General features: G+C 71.1%; 18 protein-coding genes. 5 read left to right on the forward strand and 13 right to left on the reverse strand.

Annotated features, from left to right (window positions below):
• Nucleotides 1-2 precede the first annotated feature (2 nt).
• Entirely contained in the window at nucleotides 3-1421 is a 1419-nt protein-coding gene (locus ACIQMV_RS01635; protein WP_402590294.1) for a xylan 1,4-beta-xylosidase, read from the reverse strand.
• 143 nt (nucleotides 1422-1564) lie between these two features.
• On the opposite strand from ACIQMV_RS01635, the gene ACIQMV_RS01640 reads away from it, so the two are divergent.
• Both ACIQMV_RS01640 and ACIQMV_RS01645 read left to right on the forward strand, forming a co-directional pair.
• Nucleotides 1565-2659 (forward strand): DUF5925 domain-containing protein, encoded by a 1095-nt coding sequence (locus ACIQMV_RS01640; protein ID WP_402590296.1) that lies wholly within the window; start codon nucleotides 1565-1567, stop codon nucleotides 2657-2659.
• A 36-nt stretch (nucleotides 2660-2695) separates the two neighbouring features.
• Complete coding sequence (locus ACIQMV_RS01645; RefSeq protein ID WP_402590298.1) at nucleotides 2696-3484, forward strand: DUF72 domain-containing protein; 789 nt, start codon at nucleotides 2696-2698, stop codon at nucleotides 3482-3484.
• 24 nt (nucleotides 3485-3508) lie between these two features.
• Here the strand turns inward: ACIQMV_RS01645 and ACIQMV_RS01650 are convergent, their stop codons facing one another.
• On the reverse strand, nucleotides 3509-3880 hold the full coding sequence (locus tag ACIQMV_RS01650; RefSeq protein WP_141362384.1) for a GntR family transcriptional regulator: 372 nt from the start codon (nucleotides 3878-3880) through the stop codon (nucleotides 3509-3511).
• 85 nt (nucleotides 3881-3965) lie between these two features.
• Here ACIQMV_RS01650 and ACIQMV_RS01655 point away from each other — a divergent pair, with 85 nt between their 5' ends.
• Both ACIQMV_RS01655 and ACIQMV_RS01660 read left to right on the forward strand, forming a co-directional pair.
• Complete coding sequence (locus ACIQMV_RS01655) at nucleotides 3966-4895, forward strand: GNAT family N-acetyltransferase (protein ID WP_402590300.1); 930 nt, start codon at nucleotides 3966-3968, stop codon at nucleotides 4893-4895.
• Complete coding sequence (locus ACIQMV_RS01660; protein WP_388477113.1) at nucleotides 4876-5394, forward strand: DUF402 domain-containing protein; 519 nt, start codon at nucleotides 4876-4878, stop codon at nucleotides 5392-5394. Before ACIQMV_RS01655 ends, ACIQMV_RS01660 begins: the two co-directional genes overlap by 20 nt.
• A 23-nt stretch (nucleotides 5395-5417) precedes the next feature.
• On the opposite strand, the gene ACIQMV_RS01665 is transcribed toward ACIQMV_RS01660, so the two are convergent.
• Nucleotides 5418-6044, reverse strand: coding sequence for a class I SAM-dependent methyltransferase (locus ACIQMV_RS01665; RefSeq protein ID WP_402590303.1), 627 nt, complete (start codon nucleotides 6042-6044; stop codon nucleotides 5418-5420).
• Nucleotides 6045-6183: 139 nt separating this feature from the next.
• Between ACIQMV_RS01665 and ACIQMV_RS01670 the strand changes: the two genes are divergently transcribed.
• On the forward strand, nucleotides 6184-6318 hold the full coding sequence (locus ACIQMV_RS01670) for a hypothetical protein (RefSeq protein ID WP_402590305.1): 135 nt from the start codon (nucleotides 6184-6186) through the stop codon (nucleotides 6316-6318).
• Between the two features lie 22 nt (nucleotides 6319-6340).
• Here ACIQMV_RS01670 and ACIQMV_RS01675 read toward each other — a convergent pair whose 3' ends face one another.
• The 10 genes from ACIQMV_RS01675 to ACIQMV_RS01720 all read right to left on the reverse strand — a co-directional run bounded on the left by ACIQMV_RS01675 (nucleotide 6341) and on the right by ACIQMV_RS01720 (nucleotide 12824).
• Entirely contained in the window at nucleotides 6341-6802 is a 462-nt protein-coding gene (locus tag ACIQMV_RS01675; RefSeq protein WP_141366783.1) for a GNAT family N-acetyltransferase, read from the reverse strand.
• A 180-nt stretch (nucleotides 6803-6982) separates the two neighbouring features.
• The gene (gene xerC / locus ACIQMV_RS01680; RefSeq protein WP_402590307.1) at nucleotides 6983-8179 is read right to left on the reverse strand and encodes a tyrosine recombinase XerC; all 1197 of its coding nucleotides are present in this window, start codon (nucleotides 8177-8179) and stop codon (nucleotides 6983-6985) included.
• Nucleotides 8180-8244: 65 nt separating this feature from the next.
• The gene (locus tag ACIQMV_RS01685) at nucleotides 8245-8457 is read right to left on the reverse strand and encodes a helix-turn-helix domain-containing protein (protein ID WP_073943210.1); all 213 of its coding nucleotides are present in this window, start codon (nucleotides 8455-8457) and stop codon (nucleotides 8245-8247) included.
• 172 nt (nucleotides 8458-8629) lie between these two features.
• Complete coding sequence (locus ACIQMV_RS01690) at nucleotides 8630-9787, reverse strand: DUF3631 domain-containing protein (RefSeq protein ID WP_402590309.1); 1158 nt, start codon at nucleotides 9785-9787, stop codon at nucleotides 8630-8632.
• Nucleotides 9784-10215 (reverse strand): hypothetical protein, encoded by a 432-nt coding sequence (locus ACIQMV_RS01695; RefSeq protein ID WP_402590311.1) that lies wholly within the window; start codon nucleotides 10213-10215, stop codon nucleotides 9784-9786. The genes ACIQMV_RS01690 and ACIQMV_RS01695 overlap by 4 nt, the downstream gene beginning before the upstream one ends.
• On the reverse strand, nucleotides 10212-11105 hold the full coding sequence (locus tag ACIQMV_RS01700; protein ID WP_402590313.1) for a bifunctional DNA primase/polymerase: 894 nt from the start codon (nucleotides 11103-11105) through the stop codon (nucleotides 10212-10214). Before ACIQMV_RS01700 ends, ACIQMV_RS01695 begins: the two co-directional genes overlap by 4 nt.
• On the reverse strand, nucleotides 11102-11830 hold the full coding sequence (locus ACIQMV_RS01705; RefSeq protein WP_402590315.1) for a DNA methylase: 729 nt from the start codon (nucleotides 11828-11830) through the stop codon (nucleotides 11102-11104). The genes ACIQMV_RS01700 and ACIQMV_RS01705 overlap by 4 nt, the downstream gene beginning before the upstream one ends.
• Nucleotides 11831-11920: 90 nt before the next feature.
• The gene (locus ACIQMV_RS01710; protein WP_402590317.1) at nucleotides 11921-12424 is read right to left on the reverse strand and encodes a hypothetical protein; all 504 of its coding nucleotides are present in this window, start codon (nucleotides 12422-12424) and stop codon (nucleotides 11921-11923) included.
• Nucleotides 12421-12609: a hypothetical protein gene (locus tag ACIQMV_RS01715; RefSeq protein ID WP_383729497.1), complete on the reverse strand. Its 189-nt coding sequence runs from the start codon at nucleotides 12607-12609 to the stop codon at nucleotides 12421-12423. The genes ACIQMV_RS01710 and ACIQMV_RS01715 overlap by 4 nt, the downstream gene beginning before the upstream one ends.
• A complete protein-coding gene (locus tag ACIQMV_RS01720) occupies nucleotides 12600-12824 on the reverse strand; it encodes a hypothetical protein (protein ID WP_402590319.1) in 225 nt (74 codons plus the stop codon). Before ACIQMV_RS01720 ends, ACIQMV_RS01715 begins: the two co-directional genes overlap by 10 nt.
• Between the last annotated feature and the right edge of the window lie 190 nt (nucleotides 12825-13014).

Here is a 13014-nt window from a genome sequence, read left to right on the forward strand (position 1 = left end):
GGTCACCGCTGGAGCCACTTCACCTCGTACGCCTTCATGTCGAAGCGCCTGCCGTCGATCCGCGCGCTGATCGTGCGGTTCAGGGTGTTGACCACCAGGACCGTCCGGTCGTCGGCCAGCACGCGCACGTTGGGCACGTCGTCCGGGGCGACGGACACCGTCCGGTACCCGGTCCCCGGCGGGAACGCCCGGTTGAACCGGGAGACCAGGTCGTACATGGGAAGCGCCCGGCCGCCGCCGGAGGAGTCGGTCGGGGTCCACAGGCAGCCGGGGCAGTCGCCCGTGCGGTTCTCCGGGTTCCAGTAGAAGCCGGTGGAGGCGCCGCCCTTGGCCATGGCGATCAGGCCGGCGGCCTGGACGGCGACGCGGTGCGGTTCGGACCAGTCCTTGCGGTCGTCGTTGCGGTCGGCGGGCTCGACGTAGTACTCGGCCCACCACAGCGGCAGGCCGCCCGTCTGCGACCGCACCCACCGGCCGACGTCCGTCAGCTTGTCGGTGGCGCGGAACTCGTCGGGCAGCAGGTCGTCGTCCTTGGTGTAGCTGGAGCCGTCCACGACGACGAAGTCGGCGCCCGCCTTGTGCTGGTTCCAGTAGGCGAAGGCGTCCAGGACCCGCTGGTCCAAGGCTCCCCAGGGGCCCCTCAGAACGGTGGAGGCGTCCTGCTTCTGCCGCGGGTCGACGCTGTCCATGACCAGGTACGGTCCCCCCACCATGATCTTGGGGTCGACCTTTTTGAGCGCCTTGTGAACCAGGTTGTACAGCTCGGTGTAGCCCTCGTAGTCCCAGCGGCCCTCGGCGTTGTTCCAGAAGCCCTTGAACTCGTTCCAGACGATGAAGTGGCGTACGTCCGGATAGCGTTCGGCGACGGTCGCGGCGAGTGCGGCGTAGTCCTTGTAGTGGTCGCGGGTCGGCGCGGTCTCCAGGGCGTCCTGGCTCCAGTCGGTGCTGTCCACGCCGGCCCGGCCACCCTTCATCCAGTCGGGCGCGCAGCACAGCGTGATCACCGGAGTGCCGCCCGAGGCGCGGACGAAGTCGATCCGCCGGTCCAGCGCCTCGAAGTCGTAACGCCCCTTGACCGGCTCGGGGTTGTCGGCGCCCCAGCCCATGATCGCCTGGTTCTGCGGCAGGCCGCCGTCCTTCGACAGCAGTGCCTCGGCCCGGCCGGTCGCGGCCGCGCTGCCCTCGTCGGCGCTGAACTGGGTGTGGGTGAAGCCCCAGCCGACGTCCGGCTCGTCCACGTTCCGCGGGGTCGCCGGTGTCCCGTGCACCTTGCCGCCGTCGCGTGTGGTGCCCTCGGTGCTCGCGCCGCCGGGCAGCGTGCTGAGCAGGGCCACGACCAGGGCCACCGCCGTCACTCCCACGCCGAGCAGCGCGGTGAGCCGCCACCGCCCCGCCTCCGGATTCCCCCCATGACGTCTCATCAAGGACAACAGTAAGGGCGGAAATCATCCGCGGGACAGGGTTCCGGCAGGCTCGGCCCGCGACGGGCTCCGTCCGGGCGCCGGCACGGGACGCGCGGGGGAAACCGGGTGCGCGCGGCGCCCGCGTGACGGATCATGGCGGCATGCCCGCGAACCCGCACGACGCTCTGCCGATCCGGCTCACCGTCGACGACTCCGACTCTCCGTCCGACGTCGTCGACGCGCTGTTCCTCGGCCGCTTCGCGACGGGCGAGCAGCCGTACTCGCACGCGGCGAACATCGACCGCGTGCGCCCCGGCGCCACCCTGCTGCCCAAGGACGCCCGGGTGCTGCGCGCGGCCCTCGACGACGACCGCAGCGCGACCCTCGCCGAGGGCGAGGGCTGGACGCTGCTGATCTCCCGGTGGAACCGGGGAGCCGACGTCACGGTCACCGCGACCAGCGCCGAGCTGGCCGCGAAGGTGCTGGAGCAGGCGACGGACGGCGCCGCGGACGAGCCGGAGCCGCAGCCGGAGAACGTGACGATGGGCTTCTGGTACGTCTCGCCCCGGCGCGGCCCGCACCGCACCACCCGGCAGATCTCGGCGGGCACCTGGGACGAGCTGCGGCCGAACTACACCGCCCCGGTCGCGGACGCCATGGACCGGCTGATGAAGACGACCCCCGAGGACATCGCGGGCCGGCTGCTCCTGCTGCACGGCCCGCCGGGCACGGGCAAGACCTCGGCGCTGCGGACCCTGGCCCGGTCCTGGCGCGACTGGTGCCAGGTGGACTGCGTGCTGGACCCGGAGCGGCTGTTCAGCGACGTCGGCTACCTCATGGACATCGCCATCGGCGAGGAGGACACGGCGGGCAAGGGGCGCTGGCGGCTGCTCCTGCTGGAGGACTGCGACGAGCTGATCCGCGGCGAGGCCAAGCACACCGCGGGCCAGGCGCTGTCCCGGCTGCTGAACCTCACCGACGGACTGCTCGGCCAGGGGCGCAACGTGCTGGTCGGGGTGACGACCAACGAGGACCTGGAGCGCCTGCACCCGGCCGTGGTCCGCCCGGGCCGGTGCCTGGCCCGCATCGAGGTGGGCCGGCTGACCCGCCGGGAGGCGGTGAACTGGCTGGGCACCGAGGAGGGGGTGGGCCGCGACGGGGCGACCCTCGCCGAGCTGTACGCGCTGCGGCGGGGCACGTCGCCGACGGCGCTGCCGGAGCCACGCGAGGGGGCCGACGCGGGTCTGTACCTGTGACGGGTCCTGGGCGAGCACCGGTGCTTTGATGGGCGTATGACCCTGTTCGTCGGGACGTCGGGCTGGCAGTACAAGGACTGGCGGGGCGTGCTGTACCCGCAGGGGTGCCCCACACGGCTGTGGCTGGAGGAGTACGCCGCCGCCTTCGCCACCCTGGAGGTCAACAACGCCTTCTACCGGCTGCCCGCGCGGGAGACCTTCGAGGCCTGGCGGGAGCGGGTCCCGGCGGACTTCGTGGTCGCGGTGAAGGCGAGCCGGTTCCTCACCCACATCAAGCGGCTGAAGGACCCCGGGGAGCCGGTGCACCGCCTGATGACGCACGCGGCGGGCCTCGGCGACCGGCTGGGCCCGGTGCTGCTCCAGCTCCCGCCGACCCTGCGCGCGGATCCGGGACTGCTGGACGCCTGCCTGGCGTGCTTCCCGTCCGGCACCCGGGTCGCGGTCGAGCCGCGCCACGAGTCGTGGTGGACGCCGGAGGTGCGCGAGGTCCTCCGGTCCCGGGGCGCCGCCCTGTGCTGGGCCGACGCCTACGCCCGCCCGGTCACGCCGCTGTGGCGGACGGCCGGCTGGGGGTACGTCCGCTTCCACGTGGGCCGCGCCCGGGCCTGGCCGCACTACGGCCGGCGGTCGCTGGAGACCTGGGTCGACCGGATCGCCACGACCTGGCCGGACACGCGGGACGTGTACGCCTACTTCAACAACGACCCGACGGGGGCGGCGGTCCAGGACGCGGTGGTGTTCGCACGGGCGGCCAGGAGCGCGGGCCTGGCGGTGACCCGCACTCCGGCGCTCACGGGTGACCGGCAGAAGGTCCCGGGCCGGTGACTCTGTTGCGGGGCCGCCGCTCCCCTACCGCTCCCCGTAGGCCGCCCGCAGGGCGTCCCGCACGGCGGTGAGCGCGTCGTCCTCGGTGAGCCCGAGCCGTCGCACCCGCTCGGCGTACGCCTGGGCGGCGGCCGCGGTCTCCCGCGCCGCCGCCGAGTCCGCGGCGGCGACGAACGTGCCGTTGCGCCCGCGCGTCTCGATCACGCCGTCCGCCTCCAGCGCCCGGTAGGCCTTGGCGACCGTGTTCGCCGCGAGCCCGAGCGACTCGGCCAGCCCGCGCACCGTGGGCAGCCGGTACCCCACCGGCAGCACCCCCGACCGCGCCTGCTCGGAGATCTGCGCCCGCACCTGCTCGTAGGGAGGTGCGCCGTCCTCGATGTGGATCTTCAAGGTCACGGGGTGATTGTCCCGCACCGCGCGCGTACGGCCCAGCGGAAAATGGGAGGCACCCCGCCCGGTCTCCGCCGTAGCGTGCCCCTCCATGACCGTGATCATCCGCGACCTCCGCCCCGACGCGCCGGCCGACCTCGAGGGCTTCGCCCGTGTCCGGCACCTCGCGTTGCCGTTCATACTGTTCACTCCCGGCTCACTCGTCCACGACCTCACCCATCTGCACCCCGACGCCCACTACCGGCCGCTGGTCGCCGTGGCGGACGGCGAGGTGATCGGCACCGCGCAGGTGCACCTGTCCCACGAGAGCACCGAGCCCGGCCAGGGCAACATCAACGTGTACGTGCATCCCGAGCACACCCGCCGCGGCGCCGGCACGCTCCTCGTACGGGCCGCCGAGGAACATCTGGCCGCGCACGGGGCGGCCAGGCTGCACTCCTGGGTCCTGGACGAGCCGGGCAACCGCGCCTTCGCCGAGCGGCACGGCTACCGCGCGAGCCGGAGCGCGCACTTCCTCCGCCTGGACCTGGCGGGCGGCACCCTGCCGCCGCGGCAGGACCCGCCGCCTGGTGTGGAACTGCGCCGGGGCACGGACTTCGCCGACGACCCGCGCCCCCTGTTCGAGCTGGACGCGGAGACCACGGCGGACGAACCCAGCGACGTGGACTACGAGTTCACCGACTACGCGGCCTGGCTGGCGGAGACCTGGCGGCACCCGCTGTTCAGCCCCGAACTGACGTCGGTGGCGGTGGTGGACGGCCGTCCCGCGGCCTTCACCGCGGCCCGTACGGACGGCGGCACCCGCTACTCCACCGCCATGACGGGCACCGCCCGCGCCTTCCGCGGCCGGGGCCTGGCCAAGCTCGCCAAGAACGACTCGCTGCACCGCGCCCGGGCCGCCGGGTACACGGAGGCGTTCACGGGCAACGACACCGGCAACGCGCCGATGATCGCGATCAACGAGTGGTTCGGGTACGCGGTCTGCGGGACGGAGGTGCGCCATGTCCGCGAACTCGGCTGAGGCCGGCGGCCGGCCGCCGGCGCCGACGGAGGTGGACGTCGTCCTCGTCAAGGGCGGCCGCACCAAGATCCGCTACCGGGGCGTGCTCGTGTCCGACGACGGCACGCGCCTCACCGTCCGGGCCGCGTGGGCGGGCGAGGGCGCCCGCGACTTCGGCTTCGTACGCTTCGAGCCGGGCGACGTCTTCACCGAGCACTACTGGCGGGACCGCTGGTACTCGGTGAAGGAGGTCCGCGACGCCTCAGGCGCGCTGAAGGGCTGGTACTGCGACGTCACCCGCCCCGCCACCCGCTCCGGCACGGACCTCGTCGTCGAGGACCTCGACCTGGACCTGTGGCGCTCCGCCGACGGCACGGACGTACGACGGCTGGACGAGGACGAGTTCGCGGCGAGCGGCCTGGCGCGCACCGACCCCGGGGCGGCGGCCGCCGCCCTGGCCGCCCTCGACGAACTGGAGGGACTGGCCCGCGAGGGCGGCTTCGAGGCGCTGCTGTCCTGATTGCCGCACCGGCTCGCGCGGGCTCAGTCCGAGGCCACCACCGCGTACCGCTCGTCGTCCACCTCACGGCCCCACAGCCGCGCGTCGGCCGACAGTGACTCCAGGTGGATGTGGGAGACGAGTGGCCGAAGAAGCATGGTCAGCCGGTCCGGGGGTATGCCGACGGGGGTGAGCGTGCCCCAGACACCCTCGATCAGGACGAGCCGTCCGTCCGGCCGCAGCAGCCCCTGCCAGTGCCGCAGCGCGCGGGCGGGGTCGGGCAGTGTCCACAGGACGTGCCGGACCAGGACGGCGTCGAAGCGCTGCCCGCCCACCGGCGGGTTCGCCGCATCGCCGGCCAGGAACACCGCGTCGTGGCCGGCGAGCTTCGCCCGGGCCCGCTCCACCATCGCCGGGGACAGGTCGACGCCGGTCACCCGGTGCCCCTGCTCGGCCGCGAGGAGCGACAGGCTGCCGGTGCCGCAGCCGAGGTCGAGGATCTCGGCGGGGCGCCCGGGAAGCCAGCCGCGCAGCCGTTCGGCCCAGGCGGCGCGCACCCCCGGGTCGCGCAGCCCGTGATCCGGCTCCTCGTCGAAGACGGCGGCCTGGGCGTCCCAGTCCATCCCGGCCCAGCCCGCCCCGTCACCTTCGGTCGTCGTATGCGCACTCATGCACCCCAGAGTGACACCGACCACTGACAACCGAATCGTGACAGCCGCCACAGACAGACCCGCACCGATAAGCGACTCTCGCCCGAAAGGTCCTACCTCCGTACGAAGACGGACCCGGTAGGCCTCGAAGGAGGCAGCCATGCGCCGAGTGACAGTGCAGAAGCCCCTGAGGAAGACGGACGCCCGCCGCGTCCGCGAGGAAGCGGACCAGCGTCCCGCCGGACGGCCCGAGGTCCGCAAGGACATCGCGCGCACGTGGTGGCCGGACACATGACCGGCGGCCGGGCGATGAGACGTCAGACCAGCCGCTTGCGGTAGTGGACACGGTCGTAGGGCCCGTCCACACGGCGCTCGACGACCTCGTAGCCGAAGCGCGGATAGATCCGCTGGTTCTCCCACATCAGCGCGTTCGTGTAGAGCCTGACCTCGGGCAGGCCCAGCGCACGCGCGCGCGTGTCCACGAACTCCAGCAGCCGCCGCCCCACCCCCGTGCCGTGCGCGTCGGGGTGGACGGCGATGCTGTCGAGGAAGAGGTGGTCCGCGCGCGCCTCGATCACGACGAGTCCCGTCACCCGGCCCCCTTCGGGCTCCCGGACGACGAACACCTTCCCCGCCGCCACGTTCGCCGCGTGGTCCGCCTCCATGGGCGCCGGGACGACTCCGATGCGCTCGATGTAGGGGCGGTAGGCCGCGTCGGTCACCGCCTTCACGGCCGGCACCTCGGCGGCGGACGCCGCCCTGATCCCCTCGCCCGCCATGCCCTGCGCGCCCACCGCTCAGCCCCTGTCCCATCCCCACCTGAGCGCAGCCTCAGCGCTCCCTTAACGCGAGCATAAGGGCCCAAAGGCCCCTCGGAACAGCGTTTCCGCAGTTCAGAGACGGGCCTTTGGGGGCTCTTCTAGCCTTGGGGAGCCAAACAGGGAGCCACGGCCGGAAAATCAGACCTCTTCCAAGGCCTCATCCTCGGCTGCGTCGTCATCGTCGCCGAAGATGTCATCCATGGCTTCCGCTCCCTCAGCGATGACGGGACGCAACTGCTTGCGATAGACCTGCTCAGTCGTCCCGCTCCCATTGTGTCCAACGAGACGCGAGATCACTTCGATCGGAATCCCGTAGTCCGACAGCACAGACACGAAGCTTGTCCGCAGCTCGCGCGGGGTCCACTCCTTCGGGTTCTCGAAGCCAGCGTCCTTGAGAAGCGACCTGAAGTTGCGGCGCACGTTGAGGGCGCTGCGGAGTTCACCCGTCTCCGTCGGGAAGACCAGTCCCTCATCGGTCCATTCCATGCCGGCTGCGGAGCATGCCGCCTGCTCACGACGCTTGTGAGCCTTCATGACGGCGACGGTTTGCTGCGGCATGGCCAGCGAGCGTCGACTCCTGCGGGTCTTCGTGTCGCCGTGCCTCCGTACCGAACGCCACACGTCCACGTGCGGCTTCTCCTTCCCTGCGCCTGTCAGGTGAACATGCGACCAGGTCAGGGGCCGTGCTTCCTCCGGCCGGACACCCACGAGCAGCGATAGAACCACATAGGCGTGGATCCAGGTGCCTTGCTTCGCGCGAAGAACAGCCGCACCCTGGTCCAAGGAGAGCGACTTACTCGGCCGCCCGGCTCGCCCTTCCGGTACCTCGACCAATTCAGCGACGTTGCGCACAGCCCTACCTCTCCTCTGAGCGTGGCTGATCGAGCGTCGAAGGATCGAGTGCACCATCTTCAAGGACTGGGTTGCGAGAACCTCGGCCTCAGCCTCCAACCACTCATCCAGATGGTCAGCTTCGAGGCCGCACAGCTTGCCCTTGCCCAGATGAGGGATGATGTGGTTCTCGGCGAGGCTCTTGTACGTGTCGACGCTGGTTACTTCCCTGCCCTTGAGTCCTTGGGCAAGCCAGTCGGTCACAGCTTGAGCAACGGTGTAGTTGGCCGGCGTCTTGACGCCAGCAGCCAGCTCCTTTCTCAGCTCGCGGAGCTTCTGACGAACTTCGGCTTTCGTCTTGCCCGACACCTTGGGTCGATTGCGTTTGCCAGCTGGGGTGTAGCCCAGAGATACGGCGCCGATGTACCTGTTCTTGGACCTATCCCAGTAGATCGAGTCGTCGCCGTGCCCGGCCCTGGTACGCCTCTTGGACGTCTCAGTCATGTGCTCTCGCCTTCCAAGAGAAGCAGGGCCACACCTGAGGGTGTGGCCCTGCGTTGTTGCTGGAGCTAAGCGGCGGCTTCAGCCTCGCGCTTGAGCAGTTCGACGTACTGCGCGATGTACTCGGGTGGGATGAGGCGCCGACGGCCGATACGAACCGTCTGGAGACGTCCAAGGCGGATCTCCTCGTAGACCAGCGAGCGACCGATACCCAAGGCTGCTGCTGCTTCTTCCGGTCGGTACAGAACCCGCTCAGCGGGGGAGGCAAGCGTGATGCTCATCCGGGGTTGCTCCTCGGCTGGTGTCCTGGGGGCCCTTCTGGGAAGTCCGCTACATCCGCTACATCGCTACATCGCAGGTCAGCGCGGGTGTTTTTGTAGCGGACGGGTGGCATGTAGCGGCTACGCACGCGCCACGAGGTAGCGGGCATAGCCGCTACACGCTTCGGTGCCGCTACAGATTCAGGGGCTCTGAACTGGGCTGTAGCGGTGTAGCGGCTGTAGCGGGGTCCTGGGGAGGGGGCGGGCAGTAGCGTGCCCACGCGTCCGCCAGATCCTCGGCGTGGAAGCCCTTGAGGACTCCGCCGGCGGTGCGGATGTTCCGGGATCGGATGGGGGTGTTGTCGGCGGTCATGTACTCGCCGAGCATCCGGGCAAGGCGCCGGTTGTCGAGGGGCTTGCCGTCGAGGTCGGCCCAGGGGGCGTCGTCGAGAGCGTTGAGCCGGTCGAGGATGGCAATGGTCGGCAGCTTGTCCACGCCAATCAGGACGTGGTCGCGCAAGTCGGTCAACAGCCGGACTCCCAGGCTGTGTTTGTCAGTCGTCTGCGCGGCTTTGACGAGCGTCACGCACGCTTCGCGAGCCCGCACGGGCCACTGGCCGCCGACGGCGTCCGCGATGGCCAGTAGCGGCTCCCACACGTCGGCGGGGCGGTCGGTGACGCCGTCGGGCATCTCCGGCCAGGCCCCGAGCACGAACCCGCGCACTTGCTCCGCCCATTCGGCGAGCCGGTCACGCAGTTTGTGGCCTTCCGCCTCGTGCATGCGTGCACGGAAGGGTTCCACGCGTTCGTTGCGGGCCCGCCGGCGCATGCGGATGACGACGGAGCGGGTCATGATCGTGTCCGGCAGCGCTCCGAGTCCGGCGACCGCGACCGCGCAGTACGAGGGGAAGGCCTGCACGGTCTGGTTGCCGCCGTCGCCGATGCACCGGTAGGTGACGCCGGTACGGCGGTGTCCGGCGTTCAAGAAGCCGCGCAGTTCCTCGTTGTCCCCCGCCTTGGGCCCAAAGATGGTGTCGATCTCGTCGAACAGGATCGTGGGCCGCCCGTCGGCTCCGGACACGGCCCGGAAGAGGGCGGCGGCGGACGCGTTGACCGCGACCATCGGGTGCGGCACAAGGGTTTCCACGATCTCCAGCGCCCGCGACTTCCCAGACCCCGGCTCCGGGGACAGGAAGGCCAGGCGGGGGGTGGAGTCGAAGCAGTCGAGCAGGTGAGCGTGTGCGTCCCACAACGCCACGGCGATGTAGGCGGCCTCGTGCGGGAAGACGTTGAAGCGACGGTGGAAGGCTTCCACCTCGTTGAGCAGCGCGGCCCCGTCAATGGCGTTCATGCGGCGGCCCTCCCTTCGGCGGGTACGGCAGGCTTTCCGGTGCAGGCGGACTTGTGAGCGGCGTACTCGGTGACCAGAGCGGCCACGGCGCGGGGACCGGTGGCGGTGCCGGTCTGCCCGCAGGCGCAGGCGTAGGCGGCAGTGGGGGTGTCGCCGTAGCGCTTGGACCAGCGGGCGCCGTCCCAGTGATCGCGGTAGACCGGCGGGGCGTAGATGCGGATACCGGGCCGGTCCGGTGTCGCGTCGTCCGTGCCGTGGCGGGCCTCGTCGGTCCGGTACCGGTCAGAACGAAGAGCAGTTCGGACGCCCTGACGGGCGACGCCTTCCGGCTCGCCCACGGCCGCCGGGGGCGCGGCCGGTTCGGCGACGTCCGGGCCGTCCGGGGCGGTGGTGATGCTCTTCAGGCGAGGGCGAGGAGGGGTGCTCATGCCGCATCCCGCCTGCTCTGGTTGTGGGCGATGGACCAGTCCAGGGCGCTGCGGAGGGTGGAGCGGCACTCGGACGCGGACAGTCCAGCCGCCTCCCCTCCCTCCTGAAGAGCCTGCTCAACCACACTGCGGGGGAGGTCGCCCCACGCGACGAACCGCCCCAGGGCGCGCGCCGCGCGGAACAACGTCCCTTCCCGCTCGCCGACTTGAGCCGCGGCCACGTTTCGCACCTCATTGGCGAGCGCTACATCCGCGTATCGACGAGATTGCCCCGCTACAGCCCCAGGCGGCGTCTCAGACGCCTTGGGGGCCGGTTGCAGGATGGCTTGCAGCCATGCGGGCAGAGGGGCCGCGAGACGGTCGTACGGCGCTTCGTAGAGTCCGGCGGGGGTGATGCTGCCGGCGGCGACGACGTAGCCGCCCCACGCGCGGGTGTCGATCAACGGGGCGATGGTGCCTGCGGTGTTGCCCAGCCGGATGCCGTGCGGTGCGGTGAAGTACAGGTGCTCGCCGCCGCTCGCGGTCCGGGTGCGGTAGGTGTCGGGGACGGTGTGCCCGGCGCGCTCGCAGAGCGCTTGAAAGGTTGTCGCGCCGCAAGGCGCGTCCGAACTGCTCTTGTCCTTGGGCATGTCGAGGTCGACGACGACCAGCCGTGAGGGGCCGGTGGCGATGCCGACGTTGTACGGCGCGTGCGACCACGCGGCCTGGATGCGGTCCGGGTCGTTGGTCGCCCGGTCCTCCCACTTGCGGTGCCCGTCGGCGCAGGGTCCGGTTCCGGTGCAGGTGGTCTCGCCGTGGAGGGCGGGCCGCTTCGTGCCGGGGCGCAGGGGGAAGACGTGCCAGCCGTGCAGCACGGCGTCCAGCGCGGCGTGCATCAGGTGCTTGTTCATGCCGCCACCCCCAGCGCGGCCGTGGCGAGGTAGGCGCGGCCGATGTGCTCGGTGTAGGCGGGTGGGATGGCTTCGGTCAGTTCCTCGCGCACGTCGGTCCAGTCGATGCCCATGGCGGTCTGCAGCTCCGGGACGGTGGGCTTGCCGCCGCCGTTGCCGTAGGCGGCGACGTAGGGGCCGTCGTAGAAGCGGCCGTGCCGCCACCCGCGCACGCGACCCCGGTGCGGGCGGTGCGCGGGCCGCTGGGTGGTCCAGCCGCCCAACTCGAAGTTGCGGTGGCGGATCACGCCGAGCCCGAACATCTCCCCGCACAGGGTGAGGTCTTTGCTGATCTTCGCGCGGCCGTTGGGCTGCTCGATGACGTACGGCACGCCCGTGCGGTCGAGCAGGGTGCGGGTGGCGCCCACCAGGTCGACGTGGGGGCGCCCCCAGCCCTGGGAGGCGTTGGTGCCCACGGTCAGGGCGCATCCGTGCTGGCACGGCGGCGAGGCGTGCACGAACACGTACCGGCGGATCTCGCCCGACGCGATCAGCGCGGCCAGGTACTCCAGCGCGTCGCCCTGGTGGTAGGGGAAGGGGTAGTTCGGCCGGTCGGCGATGTCGCAGCCGTCCACGGCGAATCCCGCGTCCTCGTAGCCCTTACCTGCCCCGCCGGCGCAGGAGAACAGGTCCAGTAAGCGCGGCCGTGGGTCCGGCAGTCGCCGGATGCTGGTGGGTTGGGTCATGCTGGGTGTCTCCAGTTCCTCGGATGGATGCTGGTTGGCAAGGGCGGCCCCGGATCTTTGGCGAGATGGTGGGGGCCGCCCTTGGCGTAGCTAGTGGTGCGTCGCCCAGTGGGTGTACTGCTGGCGGACGTAGCCGCGCGGGTCCTTCTCGGCCTGCACGGCGAGGTCCGGGGCGGTGTGCGGCCGGTCGGTGTCGAGCAGCATCACGGCCGCCGCGTGTGCGGTTGCTGTGGCTTCGCCGTACGGCACGTCGGGCTCGTCCAGCAGGGCGATGCGGTCCAGCAGCGCGGCTTTGCGCAGGTAGTAGTCCCGGTCCAGTTCGGTGAAGCACTCGGCCGTGGCGAGGGTGCGGGCGGTCCAGCCGATCTCGCTGACGATGCTGGGTGCGAGCGCGTACGCCGCTTCCGGGGTCGGGAAGGGCTCCGGCGCGGGGCGGTGGTCGGCCGTGACGTACAGACGACGGCGCTCGCCGTCGCGGGCGGGGTACTGCCGGACGCCGCCGGTGGCGAACGCGCCGCTGAGTGCGGCGGTGACGCGGTCGGTGTCGGCCGGGTCGCAGATGACGCGGATCTCGAACACGCTGCTCCTGTTCACGGGTTGGGGATGGCGTGGACGACGGCGGTGGTGAGGTTGGTGATGGGTTCGGCGGCGCCGGTGGAGGCGAGGAAGAAGCCGAACATGACGGCGGCGAACGCGGCGCCGAAGCTGAGGCTGTGGCTGCGGAGCAGGAAGAACAGGACGAGTCCGAACAGGAAGACGAGCGAGACGGTCACGGCCATTCGGTGAACTCCCGGTCGGTGCGGCGGTCGTAGTGAGGGCGTCGGGTGCCGGCGTGATGGATGTCGCGGCCGGTGTTGAGCAGCCGGCGGCCGGCGCGGAGCCGGTAGCGATGTCCGTGGCAGCGGCGGCACAACTTGACCTTGCGGCCGGCCAGCCGGATGCCGGTACCGGTGCACTTCCGGCACGGGGCGAACGGCTGGACTGCACATAACACTGCGTAGCCAGCGAGGATCAGCAGGAGGGCACAGCTAGCGAGAGCCACGGGGGCTCACATCCCTTCTCAGGGCGGTTTCGGGGTGTTTCCGCAGGTGGGCCGCTAGACGCTAGTGAGCTGATCAGCGGCCCTGCGGGGCGCTAGTGGAGGTGCTAGACCTAGCGGTGGCGGCTGCTAGGTCTAGCACCTC

Source organism: Streptomyces sp. NPDC091412 (assembly GCF_044756885.1).
In the GTDB taxonomy this organism is placed as follows: domain Bacteria; phylum Actinomycetota; class Actinomycetes; order Streptomycetales; family Streptomycetaceae; genus Streptomyces.